General features: G+C 71.6%; 15 protein-coding genes. 10 read left to right on the top strand and 5 right to left on the bottom strand.

All coding sequences use genetic code 11. The features are described 5' to 3' along the window. Positions 1-633: 633 nt before the first annotated feature. From ACIQFZ_RS03940 to ACIQFZ_RS03925, 4 genes are all read left to right on the top strand, one after another. A complete protein-coding gene (locus tag ACIQFZ_RS03940) occupies positions 634-1,275 on the top strand; it encodes a hypothetical protein (RefSeq protein WP_402690542.1) in 642 nt (213 codons plus the stop codon). Positions 1,276-1,371: 96 nt separating this feature from the next. Beyond that, positions 1,372-1,692, top strand: coding sequence for a tyrosine-type recombinase/integrase (locus tag ACIQFZ_RS03935; RefSeq protein ID WP_402690541.1), 321 nt, complete (start codon positions 1,372-1,374; stop codon positions 1,690-1,692). Between the two features lie 135 nt (positions 1,693-1,827). Further along, positions 1,828-2,754: an oxidoreductase gene (locus ACIQFZ_RS03930; RefSeq protein ID WP_402690540.1), complete on the top strand. Its 927-nt coding sequence runs from the start codon at positions 1,828-1,830 to the stop codon at positions 2,752-2,754. Positions 2,755-2,881: 127 nt separating this feature from the next. Continuing rightward, positions 2,882-3,664, top strand: a complete 783-nt coding sequence (locus ACIQFZ_RS03925; protein WP_383056944.1) for a sulfite exporter TauE/SafE family protein — start codon at positions 2,882-2,884, stop codon at positions 3,662-3,664. 30 nt (positions 3,665-3,694) lie between these two features. On the opposite strand, the gene ACIQFZ_RS03920 is transcribed toward ACIQFZ_RS03925, so the two are convergent. Beyond that, complete coding sequence (locus ACIQFZ_RS03920) at positions 3,695-4,312, bottom strand: class F sortase (protein WP_383056943.1); 618 nt, start codon at positions 4,310-4,312, stop codon at positions 3,695-3,697. Between the two features lie 171 nt (positions 4,313-4,483). Beyond that, on the bottom strand, positions 4,484-5,020 hold the full coding sequence (locus ACIQFZ_RS03915; RefSeq protein WP_365425880.1) for a hypothetical protein: 537 nt from the start codon (positions 5,018-5,020) through the stop codon (positions 4,484-4,486). Positions 5,021-5,418: 398 nt separating this feature from the next. On the opposite strand from ACIQFZ_RS03915, the gene ACIQFZ_RS03910 reads away from it, so the two are divergent. Further along, complete coding sequence (locus ACIQFZ_RS03910) at positions 5,419-5,823, top strand: nuclear transport factor 2 family protein (RefSeq protein ID WP_365425579.1); 405 nt, start codon at positions 5,419-5,421, stop codon at positions 5,821-5,823. 57 nt (positions 5,824-5,880) lie between these two features. On the opposite strand, the gene ACIQFZ_RS03905 is transcribed toward ACIQFZ_RS03910, so the two are convergent. Together ACIQFZ_RS03905 and ACIQFZ_RS03900 are read right to left on the bottom strand one after the other, a co-directional pair. Continuing rightward, entirely contained in the window at positions 5,881-6,363 is a 483-nt protein-coding gene (locus ACIQFZ_RS03905; protein ID WP_383056940.1) for a hypothetical protein, read from the bottom strand. 124 nt (positions 6,364-6,487) lie between these two features. Continuing rightward, positions 6,488-8,131 (bottom strand): M4 family metallopeptidase, encoded by a 1,644-nt coding sequence (locus ACIQFZ_RS03900; RefSeq protein ID WP_402690539.1) that lies wholly within the window; start codon positions 8,129-8,131, stop codon positions 6,488-6,490. Between the two features lie 134 nt (positions 8,132-8,265). Here ACIQFZ_RS03900 and ACIQFZ_RS03895 point away from each other — a divergent pair, with 134 nt between their 5' ends. After that, positions 8,266-8,727: a gamma-glutamylcyclotransferase family protein gene (locus ACIQFZ_RS03895; RefSeq protein WP_402690538.1), complete on the top strand. Its 462-nt coding sequence runs from the start codon at positions 8,266-8,268 to the stop codon at positions 8,725-8,727. A 196-nt stretch (positions 8,728-8,923) separates the two neighbouring features. Here ACIQFZ_RS03895 and ACIQFZ_RS03890 read toward each other — a convergent pair whose 3' ends face one another. Then, entirely contained in the window at positions 8,924-9,637 is a 714-nt protein-coding gene (locus tag ACIQFZ_RS03890) for a vancomycin high temperature exclusion protein (protein ID WP_376650881.1), read from the bottom strand. A gap of 268 nt (positions 9,638-9,905) precedes the next feature. Between ACIQFZ_RS03890 and ACIQFZ_RS03885 the strand changes: the two genes are divergently transcribed. From ACIQFZ_RS03885 to ACIQFZ_RS03870, 4 genes are all read left to right on the top strand, one after another. After that, the gene (locus ACIQFZ_RS03885) at positions 9,906-11,252 is read left to right on the top strand and encodes a deoxyguanosinetriphosphate triphosphohydrolase (RefSeq protein WP_365425569.1); all 1,347 of its coding nucleotides are present in this window, start codon (positions 9,906-9,908) and stop codon (positions 11,250-11,252) included. Between the two features lie 195 nt (positions 11,253-11,447). After that, positions 11,448-12,713 (top strand): NAD(P)/FAD-dependent oxidoreductase, encoded by a 1,266-nt coding sequence (locus tag ACIQFZ_RS03880; protein ID WP_402690537.1) that lies wholly within the window; start codon positions 11,448-11,450, stop codon positions 12,711-12,713. A 38-nt stretch (positions 12,714-12,751) separates the two neighbouring features. Next, complete coding sequence (gene dnaG / locus ACIQFZ_RS03875) at positions 12,752-14,662, top strand: DNA primase (RefSeq protein WP_383056935.1); 1,911 nt, start codon at positions 12,752-12,754, stop codon at positions 14,660-14,662. A gap of 173 nt (positions 14,663-14,835) precedes the next feature. Next, entirely contained in the window at positions 14,836-16,041 is a 1,206-nt protein-coding gene (locus ACIQFZ_RS03870) for an RNA polymerase sigma factor (protein WP_365775376.1), read from the top strand. The last annotated feature ends 74 nt before the right edge of the window (positions 16,042-16,115 follow it).

Genomic DNA, 16,115 nt, shown 5'->3' with positions numbered 1-16,115 from the left:
ATGTTGCGCCATTCGGGTGACATGGCTGTCGGGAGCGGGGCCGCTGACCCGGCCCGCCCAAGGCCTTCGCGGCCGACTGGGAAGGCGGGACGGACGGCGGGCGATGGCAACTCTCGGGGTGGGGACGGTCTGCATGACGCGACCCATCAGCCACGCTCCAGCGCCGCGATCACGGCCGCAGGATCGCCGTGGCCACTGTCACGCCCGCCCTCATTAAGGACACCAGGGGCATGGCCGACGCTTAAGACGGTACGGACGGCCACACCCGTTGCCGTCAGGGTTCCGCCAGCTCCGGGACCTACGCATTACGAGTTGTCCGATCTTGGTCCGGGGGCATCCACCGCTGTTCGCCGTGCTTCTTACGCCCCTGGTCAGAGGGACTAACGGGCTTCGACGGACGAGGACGGATCGTCCCGGAACGAACGGCGATCGAGACCACGACTGAGACCATGACCTCCAGCCTCAGAGTCCCCTCTATCGAGGGGCGCCTACGCACAAGGTTGGCGACGACGGCGAGCTGGACCGGTTCGAGCGCGCCTGACGGCAAGAGCGAGGGAGCGGCTTCGAACCGCTCCCGCCCTCACACCCGGCACACGATGGCCGACCGACCGTGGGCGAGGCAGAGTGGAAGGCATGAGTCCCCGGCAGAGCCTTGTCGGTCTGCGGCAGCCGTGGAAAACGAATCATGCGCTGGTGCTGCTTCCTCTCACGCTCATTGTGGTGATCACGGTCGTGGACCTCAGTATTCCCCAGTACATCTATCTCGAGCCTGCGCTAGTCATCGCGCCTGCGCTGACCCCATCGTTCGCCGGGCCCCGGACTACCGGCCTCATTGGAGCGCTGGCGGTGGCGGCCCTTGTACTCATCTCCCACTTTCAGGCCGGTCTGGGAGACCTGAACCGCATCGTGCAGATCGTCACGCTCATTGTGCTCTCGGTGACGGTCGTGATCTACAGTGCGCTCCGCGACCGGCGCCGAGCACAACTGGCCCAGGTCCGGTCGGTGGCCGAGGCCGCACAGCGCGTCCTGCTGTGGCCGCTACCCGAACAGATCGGCCCCCTGAAAGTCGCCAGCCTGTACCTGGCCGCCGAAGCCGAAGCGCAGATCGGTGGCGACCTGTACGCGGTCGCCCGCACCGACGGCACGGTGCGCATTCTGATCGGCGACGTGCGAGGCAAAGGACTTCCCGCCATCGGCGAGGCCGCAGTGCCACTTGGAGCCTTCCGCGAGGGCGCCCACCGGCACGCCCTGTTCCTCAAGGCCGTTCGGTTGTAGACGAGATCGCACGGCACCGGGAGCAGTTCCCGCCGCAGGTCCTGTACATCGAGGATCGGACGAACCCCAAGGAAGCCTGTATGGCGCCATGCTCGGTTGCTGTACACCAGCGAGACCGGCGGAGCGATCCGGCGCGGCAGTTGGGCGAAAGTGTGGGCCCGGAACGTCAAACGGGCGAACACCCACCTGAAGAAGTCGGGCAGCAAGGTTCGTATCCCCGATGACACGACGCTTCATGATCTGCGGCACTTCTACGCCTCAGTGCTGATCAGGAACGGGGCGACGCCGAAGCAAGTACAGATGAGGCTCGGTCACGCCAAGCCGTCGATCACGCTGAACGTCTACACGCATTTGTGGGAGGCGGAGGAAGACCGGACCGCCGACATGATGGAGGCCGCGCTAAGCGATGTGCCCTGAGAGTGCCCTGTGAGGGGCGGCAGACCCCGAATCCCCTGTTCAGGCGATTGGTCTTGCACCCCGTGCGGGGGTGCCGTCCCTCTCCTACGTTGGATCACAGGTGCCCGCCGTCCCTCCGTCACCAGGGAGCCGTCCATGCCCGGCTGGAACACGCACGACATGCCCGACCAGAGCGGCCGTACGGCGGTCGTCACCGGGGCCAACAGCGGGCTCGGTCTCGTCACCGCGCGGGAACTGGCCCGCGGGGGCGCCCGGGTGGTGCTGGCGTGCCGGAGCGAGGCGCGGGGTAGTGCGGCGGCCGATCGGGTGATGCGTGAAGTGCCCGGCGCAGAGGTCGAGTTCACGCGGCTGGATCTCGGGGACCTGGGATCCGTAAGGGAGTTCGCGGACGGGTACCCGTACCAGCGGCTCGATCTGCTCGTCGACAACGCCGGGGTGATGGCGCCGCCGTACGGGACGACGGCGGACGGGTTCGAGACCCAGTTCGGGGTCAACCACCTGGGGCACTTCGCCCTCACCGGGCTGCTGCTGCCCAGGCTGCTCGACACGCCGGGCGCCCGCGTCGTGACCGTCTCCAGCATGATGCACGCGCTGGCCAACGTCGATCTGCGCGACCTCAACAGTGCGCACCGCTACCGGCGTTGGATCGCCTACGCCCGTTCCAAGACCGCCAACCTGCTCTTCACGCACGAGCTGGCGCGCAGGCTCGCGGCCACCGGGTCCGACGTGGTCGCGGCGGCCGCCCACCCCGGATACGCCGCCACCAACCTCCAGACCGCGGGGCCACGGGCGGAGGGCCGCCGGACGGCCGAACGGCTCATGGAGGCCGGCAACCGGGTCGTCGCCCAGCCGGCCGAGGCGGGCGCCCTGCCCACGCTGTACGCGGCCACCGCCCCCGGAGTGCGCCCCGACTCCTTCCACGGCCCGTCCTTCGCCATGTGGCGCGGCGCCCCGGGCCCGTCCTGGCGGGCGCCCTGGACCCTGGACGACAGGGCCGGCCGGCTGCTCTGGGAGGCGTCCGAGCGGCTCACCGGGGTGTCGTACGACGCCCTGAAGCACTGAGGCGCCCTGAAGCACTGAGGCGAGGCGCCCTGGAGGACTGAGCCGGCCGTACCTCACATGGCCCTCGGACCTCAAAAGACCCTCAGATACGTGGACCGCGCACGCATCCCTGCCTAGGGTCGCGATCATGCCCGACATATCGCTGACCGTGGTCGTCCTGCTGTGCCTCGCCGCGTTCGCGGCCGGGTGGATCGACGCCGTGGTCGGCGGGGGCGGGCTCCTGCTGCTGCCGGCCCTGCTGCTGGGGCTGCCCGGCGGCACCCCGGCCGCGGCCGCGCTCGGCACCAACAAGGCGGTCGCCATCGTCGGCACGACCGGAGCGGCCGTGACCTACGCCCGCCGGGCGCCCGTGGACGTCCGCACCGCCGTCCGCATCGGGCTGGCCGCGCTCGCCGGGTCCTCCGCCGGGGCGTTCTTCGCGGCCGGGATGAGCACCGAGGTGCTCAAGCCGGTGATCATGGTGGTGCTGCTCGGAGTGGGAACCTTCGTGATCCTGCGTCCCTCGTTCGGCACCGCCCCGATGTCCGGCCCGGCCACCCGCCGCCGGATCCTCGCGGCGATCGGCCTCGCGGGCCTCGGCATCGGCTTCTACGACGGCCTCATCGGCCCCGGCACCGGCACGTTCCTCGTCCTGGCGCTGACCGCCGTACTCCACCTGGACCTGGTGACCGCCTCCGCCACCGCCAAGATCGTCAACTGCTGCACCAACGCGGGTGCCCTGGCCACCTTCGCCTGGCAGGGCGCGATCCTGTGGCAACTGGCGGCCGTCCTGGCGGTGTTCAACCTGGGGGGCGGCGCCCTGGGCGCGCACACCGCGCTGAAGAAGGGCAGCGGCTTCGTCCGGATCGTGCTGCTGACGGTGGTGTTCGCGCTGGTGGCGAACATGGCCTACCAGCAGTGGGTGGCCTAGCCAGGGCCTCTCGTTTGGATCACGCCGGGCTCAGCGGCTGCCGGTCAGGTGGGCGAAGACGACCACGTTGCCCCGGTAGCCGGTGGTCTTCGAGTAGCCGCCGCCGCAGGTGATGACGCGCAGTTCCGGGCGCTTGGCGGCGCCGTAGACCTTCTCGTCGGGGAAGTCCTTGGCCTCGTAGACCTCGATGGCGTCCACGGTGAAGACGGCGACGCCGCCGTCCCGGCGGTCCACCTCGATGGTGCTGCCCTTCTTCAGGGCGCCGAGGTTGTAGAAGACGGCGGGTCCCTGGGCGTTGTCGACATGGCCGGCGACGATCGCGGTGCCCCGCTCGCCGGGGGTGGTGCCGGCCTCGTACCAGCCGGCCAGGTTCTTGTTGTCGACGGGAGGGGCGTTGAGGCTGCCGGACTTCGTCAGAGCGAGGCCGGTCAGGGGGGCGTCTATCCGGATGGAGGGGATGCGGATGCGCAGGGGCGGGGACGGTGGCAGCGCGGGGGCGGCGCGGGCTTCCTCACCGGGGTCGAGCACACCTTCCGCCGCACCGGGCTGGGGCGGGGCGTGGGACTCGGCGCCGCTGTGCAGCAGCCAGGCGCCGGAGCAGAAGGCGACCACGGTGACGGTTGCTATCGCGGCGTTGCCTATGCGCATAGGGACGACCCCTCTCGGAATCCCGCGGGATTCCTTCCGGCCCCCCTTTCAGCCCCTCTGGGACCCCTCCCGGACTAGGTGCCCCGCACCCCCTCCGGGCCGCGAGGGGCGTCGCACCCGGAAGGGGGCGGGGACATGCGGTACTGGCGGACGGACAGCGGAGGATGTCCGTCAGATCCCGTCGCCTCTCGCCCGGCGATGCAGGAGCCAGGTACCGCCCGCGGCGGCGACGGCGAGAGCCGCCACACCGGCCGCGGTCTTCACGGGGTCGCGGTCCAGCTCGCTGCCGCCGACCCCCGTCTTCACACTTCCCCGGGGCTCCACCTGCTCCTGAGCGGCCATCAGCGTGACGACCAGGTCGCCCCTGACCTCCTGGTCGCCCTCGGCGCACTGCGCGACGATCTCGTACGTCCCCGGCTGCGCGCTCTCCGGCACCCGGAACCGCCCGACGGCCTCGCCCTCGCGCGTGCTGGGCGCCAGCGTGAAGGGACCCGCGCCGACCGCGCTGGCGTCACCCGCCGCGGACGCCTTCTTGCCGCACCCCTTGGTGTTCACCGTGACCTGACTGCCCGGCTGGACCGAGTACGGATTCACCTCCAGGCTGCCACCGGCCGCAGCGAACGCGGGCGCGGCCAGACCGCCCACGGCGGCCGCGGTGAGCACGGCCCCGGCCATGGCCCTGGCCGGCCGGCGGGCGATACGTCGCATCGGTGCTCCTCCGGGCTCTGCGGTGGGGCCACGGCCCGCGACACCCGCGTGTGCCGCCGTCGGCCGTGCCCCTGCCCTATCGAGGTAAGTGGCCCGGCGCCGTTCCCGCTTGCTGAAGGCCTGTCAGAAATGCGACGAACGGGTGGCCGGACCACCCGCCCCGGACCGCCCCGCGGCCGACGTTTCGGCAGGTCAGCGCCGTTCTACTGACGGCACGTCGGAGACCACCCGGAAGGGCGCGGGGCGTGAGGGTGAACGGGTGCCCGAGCCGCCGCGCCGGTCGGTCTACGCTGCCATCGTTGCCCATGGCGTTCGACGGCCGAGCGCCCTGGGAGCAAGCCTCGGAGCGTTTCCGGGTACCCGGAAACGCTCCGGCCGCCGGCGGAAGGGACAACGTGATGGATCCTGATATCCGGACCAGGGCCGCGATCGAGGAACACTGGCAGGCATCGGAACGCGGGGACACCGAGGCCGAGCACGCCATCTACGCCGCGGACGCGATCCTCGACTACCCCCAGTCAGGTGAACGCTTCCAGGGCCGCGCGACGATCTCGGCGCAACGTGGCGGGCACCCCGCCAGTCGGCACTTCACCGTCCACCGGATCGTCGGTGGCGGGGACCTGTGGGTGAGCGAGTGTGTCATCACCTACGACGGGGTGCCCTCCTACTCGGTGAGCATCATGGAGTTCGCCCACGGACAAGTGGTGCACGAGACCCAGTACTTCGCGGACGCCTTCGGCGCGCCCGAATGGCGGACGGCACTCGCGGAGCCGATGCCGGGCAGGAACATCACCAGGGCCTGACCGGACTTCGGTACGTGCGCGGCAAGGTCCGCCATCGACGTGCTGCCCGGAGGTGCCTCAGCGTTCACGTCGCCGGACGGCAAGCGCGGTCGACGGGATCCCCAGCGCGTTCAAACGGACCAGAAGTTCTTGCTCCTGTTCCCGTGTGACGGCGATCCACAGGGACGTTCCCGAGTCACTGGCGCTGAAGACCAGCCGGTCCCCCTGCCGCCCTTCGGCGTTGATCGTGCAGGGGGCCAAGTCCGAGAGCACCGCGAACTGTTCGTCGTCGCGGACGTCGATGTCGATCCCCATCCCGGGATCGCCGCGCCGGGAGCGAGCACCGTCCGCCACCGCCTCCCGGGCCAGGGACAGCGCGCGTTCGTACGCGTGCCGCACCGCGGGCGGCCAGGCGTCGTCGCTGTAGGCGTCGAGGTGGGCCGTGTCGATGGTGGAACGCAGCACGCGAAGAGCCTCGCGGTGAACAAGCGCGACGTCCGCGGGGCTCAAACCGCCCACGAGTACGAGTTCGCGGCCGGGGTCGTCAGTCTGGTCGATCACAGGCCGGACCTTCTCACACGGTTGACCGGAAGGCCGTCCGGGCGGCCGTCCCGTCGAGCAGGACGTGCTGCGGCCACCCCGGCCGGGAAGGCGGGGGTGGCCGCAACACTCGGGAGCTGAGCTGTCAGTTCACGTTGGTCGCGCTCCAGGCCGCTGCCACCGCGTTGTACTCGGTGCCGCCGGCACCGTAGAGGTCCTTGGCGGCGTTCAGGGTCGCCGTCCTCGCGCCCGCGTACTTCGTGGAGGACGTCATGTAGACCGTCAGAGCCCGGTACCAGATCTTTCCGAGCTTGTCGCGGCCGATGCCCGTCACCGACGAGTTGTTGCAGGTGGGGGAGTCGTAGGCGACGCCGTTGATGGTCCTGGCGCCGCTGCCCTCGGCGAGCAGGTAGGCGAAGTGGTTGGCGACGCCGGAGGAGTAGTGGACGTCGAGGTTGCCCACCGAACTGCTCCAGCAGTCGGCCGAACTGCCGTCCTTGGAGGGCTTGTCCATGTAGCGCAGGGCGGACTTGCCGAAGCCGGAGCGGACGATCTTCTCGCCGATCAGGTAGTCCCCGGGGTCCGAGGGGTTGTCGGCGTACCACTCCACCAGCGTGCCCAGGATGTCGGAGGTGGCCTCGTTCAGACCGCCGGACTCGCCCGAGTACGTCAGTGCCGCCGTCTTCGACGTCACGCCGTGGCTCATCTCGTGGCCGGCCACGTCGAGGGCGACCAGCGGACCGAACGTGGTCCCGTCACCGTCGCCGTACGTCATGCAGAAGCAACTGTCGTCCCAGAACGCGTTGTTGTAGTTGCTGCCGTAGTGGACGCGGTTGTACGAGCCCTTGCCGTCGCCCGCGATGCCTTTGCGGCCGTGGACGTTCTTGTAGTAGTCCCAGGTCTCGTTGGTGCCGTACTGCGCGTCGACCGCCGCCGTCGCGCGGTCCGCGGTCGTGCCCGTGCCCCAGTGGTTGTCGGCGTCCGTGAACAGCGTGGCGGGGGCGCGCTGGAAGCAGATGCCGAAGAAGCACAGGTCGGTCTTGTTCTCCGCGTCTCCGGTGTACGTGTTGCCGCGCGTCGGGTCCTTGAGCTGGTACGTCGAGCCCGAGAGCGTGGTCTCCAGCGGCACCGTTCCGCTGTAGAGCGACTGGCCGTCGCCCGTCGCCGTCTCGATGCTGTCCCAGGCGTCGATCTGCGCGCTCGTGCGGGCGTCGGTCAGCACCGTACGGGCCACCGGGTTGCCGAGCGAGTCCAGCCCGACCGCGTTGGTGCGCCAGGCCAGGCGCGGGGCGCCGTGCAGGGCGTCGACGATCAACTCCGGCTTGGCCTTGACCTGTCGTAGCTTCGTGCCCGGGTTCTTGGCGCGCAGCGCGTTCACCGCGAGGTCGGCCGCCTTCGGGGCGGAGAGCCGGGGTGTGGTGCTCGGGAGGGAGACCGTGCCCTTCGAGGCCCGGTTGGCGCCGCGGTAGCTGCCGTCCGCAGCCAGGTGGACGATGAAGTCACCTCCCAGCACGGGAAGTTGGTGATACGTGCGGTCGTAGCGGACGTGCTGCGCGCCGTCCTTGTCGACGATCACGTCCCGTACGGTGGTGGCCTCGGCGGAGGAGAGGCCCAGGGCCGTGGAGTGATTCACGAGCGCCGACGCGGCGTTGTGGATCGCGGCGGCCCGGTCGGGTCTGCCCTCCGCGTGTGCGGCGGGGGAGAGGGCGGCGGCCAGCAGAGTGGCGGTGGTGGCGGCCACGCCGGCTGTGGCAAGGCGGGAAGCTCGGATGTGCCGTGTCCGACTCATCGGTCTCCTTGAGCGCGGGCGCCCCGGGGGGCGCTTGGGGGTGGCGCTGGCGTTGCCAGAGATTTAAGTGCTCATGACATGTCATGTCCATAGCGTCCGCAGGGTGAGTGTCCGGGGGAGAGAGAATCGTTTCCGTGACGACTTCGACTGCTCCGACGCCGCCGCCCGCACCGCGTCCGTTCTTCGTCTACGGCACCCTGCGTCCCGGCGAGGGCAACCACGGCCTGTTCCTGCGCGGCCGCACCCGCTCCGAGGAGCCCGCCCGGCTGTCCGGCGCGGTGCTCTACGACGGACCCGGCTATCCCTACGCCGTGGAGGAACCCGGCGGGCTGGTGCGGGGCGACCTCGTCGCCGCCCGGCCGGAGGAGTACGGCGAGGTGCTCACCGCCCTGGACCGGCTGGAGGGATACGTGGCCGGCGACCCGCGCAGCCTCTACGAGCGCATCGAGCGCGAGGTGGTCCGCGAGACCGACGGAGCGACCGTACGCGCCTGGGTCTACGTCGCCGGACCGTCCGTCACCCGGCACCTGCGCACCGAGGGCTCGCGCATCGAGGGCGGGGACTGGCGCAGGCGGCACACACAGCACCGGGTCTGACGGGCGGCGACGCGACCGGGGCCGGGCCGGCGACGACCCGTTCGCAACGAGGTACCGGAGCCCCACGAGGCGGTGATCGGGACCCACGGAGTCCAGCCCCCGCACACCGAACGCGTCCCGCCCGCGGAGCATGAGGGAGGCCCGCGGCACGAACTCCGCGTGACCACCCGCGGGGTGTGGATGCGGGCCGCGGGCCCTACCCGGCGTCGGCCAGGGCCCTGGCCACCCCGTGCTCCGTGCGGCCCAGGAACTTCGGGTCCGGCTGGAACACCGCCTCCAGGGCCGCCTTGCCGGCCGCGAACACCTCGCGGGTGCCGCCGTAGTACCAGGTGGCGTCGTGCTTGGCGTCGACGCCGACACCGTAGGAGTCGATGCCCGCCGCGTCGCACAGGGCGACCGCGCGCCGGACGTGGAACCCCTGGGTGACCAGGACCGCCCGGTCCACGCCGAAGATCTTCTTCGCGCGGACGCAGGAGCTCCAGGTGTCGAAGCCGGCGTAGTCGCTCACGATCCGGACGCCGGGCACGCCCCGCCTGGTCAGGTAGGCGCGCATGGCGTCCGGCTCGTCGTAGTCCTCGCGGCTGTTGTCGCCGGTCACCAGGAGCACCTTGACCCGGCCCTCGTGGTACAGCTTCGCCGCCGCGTCCAGCCGGTGCGCCAGGTACGGCGACGGCTCCCCTTCCCACAGGCCCGCGCCGAAGACCACGGCCACGTCGGTGCGCGGCGCGTCCGCCGTGGTGCGCAGCCGGTCGCCGGCCACGACGTACATCCAGGCCGCCGGGAGCAGGGCCAGCACGCACCCGGCCATCACCGCCTGCACCAGCAGCCGCCGCCCGGCGCGGGTGCGCGGCAGGCGCGGACGTGTCCACGACAGTCGGCGCCGCGTGCGCGGCGCATGCGTCAAGCGCATCGGTCAGTCCCTCCCCAGGCGGCCCCACGGCCCTCGATCAGCAAAGACGCGGTGCACGCCACCCCGGTTCACCCGCCCCTGACCCATTCTTGTGACGGCAGACACGGCAGACACGGCAGACACGACAGACACGACAGCGGAGCCCGGGGAGGGCCCCGCGTCCGCCTCGGCCCGGCGGGGCGGGACACGCACGCGACACGCACACCGTCGCGGACCGTAGACGGTCGGTGGCATCCCGATTGTCGGTGCCTGCGCTTACTGTCGAACCATGGAAGGGATCGCATCCGAGGCAGCCCACCCGCGCCGGCACGCCCCCCGGCCGCCCGAGAACCACGTGCCGCCCGCCGGCTACGAGGCGCCGGCCGTCGAGCGGTGGGCCGCCGAGCCGGACAAGCGGCCGGGGCGTACCGCCTTCCAGCGCGACCGCGCGCGCGTGCTGCACTCCGCGGCCCTCAGACGGCTGGCCGGCAAGACCCAGGTGGTCACGCCGGGCGATCACAGCCAGGTCTGGGACGCCAGCCCCCGCACCCGGCTCACCCACTCGCTCGAATGCGCCCAGGTCGGCCGTGAGCTGGGCGCCGCCCTCGGCTGCGACCCCGACCTGGTGGAGGCGGCCTGCCTCTCCCACGACCTGGGCCACCCGCCCTTCGGGCACAACGGCGAACAGGCGCTGAACGAGTTCGCGCGGGACTGCGGCGGCTTCGAGGGCAACGCCCAGTCCCTGCGCCTGCTCACCCGTATCGAGCCCAAGCGGTTCGTCGTCGACGCCGCCACGGACGAACTCGTCAGCGTCGGCCTCAACCTCACCCGCGCCGCCCTCGACGCCGCCACCAAGTACCCCTGGCCGCGCGGCGCCCACCCCACCGACCCGGCCTCGCCCAAGTTCGGCGTCTACGAGGACGACCGTCCGGTCTTCGACTGGGTGCGCAAGGACGCGCCCGGCACCCGCACCTGCTTCGAGGCCCAGGTCATGGACTGGGCGGACGACGTGGCGTACTCGGTGCACGACGTGGAGGACGGGCTGCACGCCGGCCACATCGACCCGGGCTGCCTGCACGCCGAACCCGAGCGGCAGGCGGTGTTCGCGGTCGCCGTCGGCCGCTACGTCCCGGCCGGCACCGACCCCGGGGAACTCGCCGAGGCCCTCGACCGCCTCCTGGACCAGGAGTGGTGGCCGCACGGATACGACGGCTCGGCCGTCGCCCAGGCCCGCCTGAAGGACGCCACCAGCCAGCTCATCGGCCGCTTCTGCCTGGCCGCCGAGGGCGCCACCAGAGAGCGGTACGGAAGCGGGCGCCTCACACGCTACGGCGCGGAGCTCGTCGTCCCCCGGACCACCCGAATGGAGTGCGCGGTCCTCAAGGCCGTCGCCGACCGGTACGTCATGCAGCGCGCCGAGCAGGAGCGGCTGCGCGCCGACCAGCGGATCGTGGTCGCCGAGCTGGCCGAGACGCTGACCGCCCGCGCCCCCCACGGTCTCGACCCCCAGTTCCGCGCCCTGTTCGACCAGGCCGCCGACGACGGCGCGCGCAAGCGCGTGCTCGTCGACCAGATCGCCTCCCTCACCGACGCCTCGGCCCGTTCGCTTCACGCGCGCCTGAGAGGGCACGCATGACTTCGAGAGAGCGCGCATGACATTGACAGCACGTTTACGGACACCCGTGGTACGGGTGGGACCCGAGTGAACCCCGTGGCCCCCGACCGGGTCCCCAGGTGACCCTCCGTGGCCTGATCGGGCCACTCCCTCTTCCCGCACCACGCTCCGTGCGGGACGCTCCCATGTGGCGGCACCCTTACGAGGAGGCATCAAGTGGTCGACGCGGATCAGACATTCGTCATCGTCGGAGGAGGTCTGGCCGGCGCGAAGGCGGCTGAGACCCTGCGCGCGGAGGGCTTCAGCGGCCGCGTGATCCTCGTGTGCGACGAGCGCGACCACCCCTACGAGCGGCCGCCGCTGTCCAAGGGCTACCTGCTCGGCAAGGAGGAGCGCGACAGCGTCTTCGTGCACGAGCCCGCCTGGTACGCGCAGAACGACATCGAACTGCACCTCGGCCAGACGGTCGTCGCGATCGACCGCGCCGCCAGGACCGTCCACTACGGGGACGACGGCACCCATGTGCGCTACGACAAGCTGCTGCTGGCCACCGGCGCCGAGCCGCGCCGCCTGGACATCCCCGGCACCGACCTCGCCGGCGTCCACCACCTGCGCCGCCTCGCCCACGCCGAGCGCCTCAAGCACGTCCTGACCCACCTCGGCCGGGACAACGGCCACCTCGTCATCGCGGGCGCCGGCTGGATCGGCCTGGAGGTCGCGGCGGCGGCCCGCGAGTACGGCGCCGAGGTCACCGTCGTCGAGCCGGCCGCCACCCCGCTGCACGGCGCGCTCGGCCCCGAGCTGGGCCAGCTCTTCGCCGACCTGCACCGCGAGCACGGCGTCCGCTTCCACTTCGGCGCCCGGCTGACCGAGATCGTCGGGCAGGACGGCATGGTGCTCGCCGTCCGGACCGACGACGGCGAGGAGCACCTCTGCCACGACGTGCTCGCCGCGATCGGCGCCGCGCCGCGCCTCGCCCTGGCGGAGTCGGCGGGCCTGGAGCTGGCCGACCGCGCCCACGGCGGCGGCATCATGGTGGACGAGCGGCTGCGCACGTCCGACCCGGACATCTACGCGGCCGGCGACGTGGCCTCCTTCCCGCACGGGCTGTTCGACACCCGGCTGCGGGTGGAGCACTGGGCCAACGCGCTCAACGGCGGCCCGGCCGCGGCCCGCGCGATGCTCGGCCAGGAGGCCGTGTACGACCGCGTGCCCTATTTCTTCACCGACCAGTACGACCTGGGCATGGAGTACAGCGGTTGGGCGCCCCCCGGCTCGTACGACGAGGTGGTGATCCGCGGGGACGCCGGAAAGCGCGAGTTCATCGCGTTCTGGGTGAAGGAGGGCCGCGTCCTGGCCGGGATGAACGTCAACGTGTGGGACGTCACGGACCCCATCCAGCGCCTGATCCGCACGAAGGCACACGTGGACACGGAGGCGCTCGCGGACCCGCACGTGCCGCTGGACAGCCTGGCCCCGTAGCCGGACGGGAGCCTCGCGGACCACCGTAGACTTCTGGGGTGGCAGGACGGATCAACGACGAGGACGTGAAGGCGGTACGGGACGCGGTCCCGATCGACGCCGTGGTGTCCGAGTACCTCCAGCTGCGGAACGCGGGCGGCGGCAACCTCAAGGGCCTGTGCCCGTTCCACGACGAGAAGTCGCCGTCCTTCCAGGTCAGCCCGAGCAAGGGACTCTTCCACTGCTTCGGCTGCCAGGAGGGCGGCGACACCATCACGTTCGTGATGAAGATCGACCACCTCTCCTTCTCGGAGGTGGTCGAGCGGCTGGCCGCCCAGGCCGGCATCACCCTGCGCTACGAGGAGGGCGGGTACAACCCCGCCCACCAGCGCGGCGAGCGCATCCGCCTGGTGGAGGCGCACAAGCTGGCCGCCGACTGGTACGCCGAACAGCTCGCGAGCTCCGCCGAGGCCGAGACCGGCCGGGTCTTCCTCGCCGGGCGCGGCTTCGACCAGGGCGCCGCCGTCCACTTCGGCGTCGGCTACAGCCCCCAGGGCTGGGACCACCTCACCCGCTTTCTGCGCGGCAAGGGCTTCACCGACAAGGAGCTGATCCTCTCCGGCCTCGCCCAGGAGGGCCGCCGCGGCCCCATCGACCGCTTCCGGGGCCGGCTGATGTGGCCGATCCGCGACATCGGCGGCGACGTGGTGGGCTTCGGCGCGCGCAAGCTGTACGAGGCGGACAACGGACCGAAGTACCTCAACACCCCCGAGACGGCGATCTACAAGAAGTCCCAGGTGCTGTACGGGATCGACCTGGCGAAGAAGGAGATCGCGAAGAGCTCCCGCGCGGTGGTGGTCGAGGGCTACACCGACGTCATGGCCTGTCACCTGGCCGGCGTGCCCATCGCCATCGCCACCTGCGGCACGGCGTTCGGCGGCGACCACATCAAGATCCTGCGCCGGCTGCTGATGGACAACGGCTCGGCGCGTGTGATCTTCACCTTCGACGGCGACGCGGCAGGGCAGAAGGCGGCCCTGCGGGCCTTCGAGGACGACCAGAAGTTCGCCGCCGAGACCTACATCGCGATCGCCCCGGACGGCATGGACCCCTGCGACCTGCGCCTGGCCAAGGGTGACGAGGCGGTCGCCGACCTGGTCGAACCGCGCACCCCGCTCTTCGAGTTCGCGCTGCGCCAGATCGTGGCCCGCTACGACCTCGACACCCCGGCCGGCCGCGCCGGCGCCCTGGACGAGGCCGCGCCGGTCGTCGCCCGGATCAAGAACAGCGGCGCCCAGCACGAGGTCGCGGTGCAGCTCGCCGGACTGCTCGGCATCCTCGACACCCAGTTCGTGGTCAAGCGGGTGGCCCAGCTGGCCCGCTGGGCACGCGAGCGCGGTGGCCGCGGCCCGGCGCCGGACCAGCGGCAGCGGGGCCCGCGGCAGGAGCACGCGCCGACGCACCCCGCGTCCCGGGGCCCGGCGCTCAACCTGCGCAACCCGGTCTTCGCCACCGAACGCGAACTGCTCAAACTCGCCCTGCAGCGCCCGGAGCTGGTCTCACCGGCCTTCGACGCCTACGGCGTGGACGAGTTCACGGCCCCGTCCTACGCCGCCGTACGCCAGGCGGTCCTGGACGCGGGCGGCGCCGAGTACGGCGTGGGCGACCCGCAGGAGTACCTGGCCCGCGTCCGCGAGGCCGCCCCGGACGACACGGTCCGCGCGATGGTCACCGAGCTGGCGGTGGAGGCGATCCTGCTCCGCCGGGAGGTCGACGACGCCTACGCGGGCGCCCAGCTGGTGACGGTCCGCCGCCGCGCGGTCGAACGCCGCATCCGCGATCTCCAGAGCACGGTCGCCCGCCTCGGCACCGGCGGTGACCCCGCCCAACTGGCATCCGCCCAGAACGAGTTGTGGATCCTTCAGCAGTACGACCAGGCTCTGCGGGTGCGCGGCGCGGCGGCACTGTGAGCGTCGGCCCGACCGTCGAACGGTCTGCGTAACCGACGGGTCACGGACCGGACGCAAAAAGTCATCGCACGCCCCTCGTGGCGGTGATGTGTCGTACCCCACACTGGGTCCGGTTGCCTGAGTCCTCGGCGCGCGGCCGCTCCGTCTCCCACGGGTCCCACATCTGAGCGGCTGTGCTCCTCGCGTACGGGACGGACGGTGGCGAGGCCGCCGACTCCGCCCCCCTAGTACCGCTGCCGCACACCTCAGCAGCGATCATCCTGGAGGTCGCCCCCGTGCAGACCCAGACCCTCACCCAGACCGACATCGCCACCGGCCCGGGCCTCGCCGGACCGGACCCGGACCTGGGGGAGGCCGACGTCGTCGCGGCCGTACCCCCGCAGGGCCGGGGCGCGCACCACCCCGAGGCGGAGCCGGAGGCCCCTTCCGAGCTTCCCGAGCCGGTTCCCGCCCGCACCGAGAGCGGGGGTCCGTCCTCCGACCTGTTCCGCCAGTACCTGCGGGAGATCGGCCGGATCCCGCTGCTCACCGCGGCCGAGGAGGTCGAACTGGCCCGGCGTGTGGAGGCCGGCCTGTTCGCGGAGGAGAAGCTGACCACCACCCCGGACCTGGACAGCCGGCTCGCTCTGGACCTGGACCGGATCGTGGTCCTCGGCCGGATGGCCAAGCGCCGGCTCATCGAGGCCAACCTGCGGCTCGTGGTGTCCGTGGCGAAGCGGTACGTCGGCCGGGGGCTCACCATGCTCGACCTCGTACAGGAGGGCAACCTCGGGCTCATCCGGGCCGTGGAGAAGTTCGACTACGCCCGCGGCTACAAGTTCTCCACCTACGCCACCTGGTGGATCCGCCAGGCCATGTCCCGGGCCCTGGCCGACCAGGCCCGCACCATCCGCGTGCCCGTGCACGTCGTCGAACTCATCAACCGGGTCGTGCGGGTGCAGCGGCGGATGCTCCAGGAGAGGGGCTACGAGCCGGCCCACGAGGAGGTCGCCGCCCACCTCGACCTGCCGCCCGAGCGGGTGAGCGAGGTCCTGCGGCTCGCCCAGGAGCCGGTCTCTTTGCACGCCCCGGTCGGCGAGGAGGACGAGGTCGCCCTCGGTGACCTGATCGAGGACGGCGACGCCGCCTCGCCCGTGGAGTCGGCGGCGTTCCTGCTGCTGCGCGAGCACCTGGAGGCCGTGCTGTCCACGCTGGGGGAGCGAGAGCGCAAGGTCGTGCAGCTGCGGTACGGGCTCGTGGACGGGCGCCCGCGCACGCTGGAGGAGATAGGACGCCTCTTCGGCGTGACGCGGGAGCGGATCCGCCAGATCGAGTCCAAGACCCTCAACAAGCTGCGCGACCACGCCTTCGCCGACCAGCTCCGCGGTTACCTGGACTGACCTGGGGCCTGTCCGGCGGACAGGCCCCAGGGCCGCTCACCCCGGGCGAGCGGCCCCGCGACGGCGGCACGCCG

Source organism: Streptomyces sp. NPDC093064 (assembly GCF_044754605.1).
Classification (GTDB): domain Bacteria; phylum Actinomycetota; class Actinomycetes; order Streptomycetales; family Streptomycetaceae; genus Streptomyces.
Note: the sequence above shows the minus strand (reverse complement) of the source record. Positions and strands in the feature narration are given on the sequence as shown.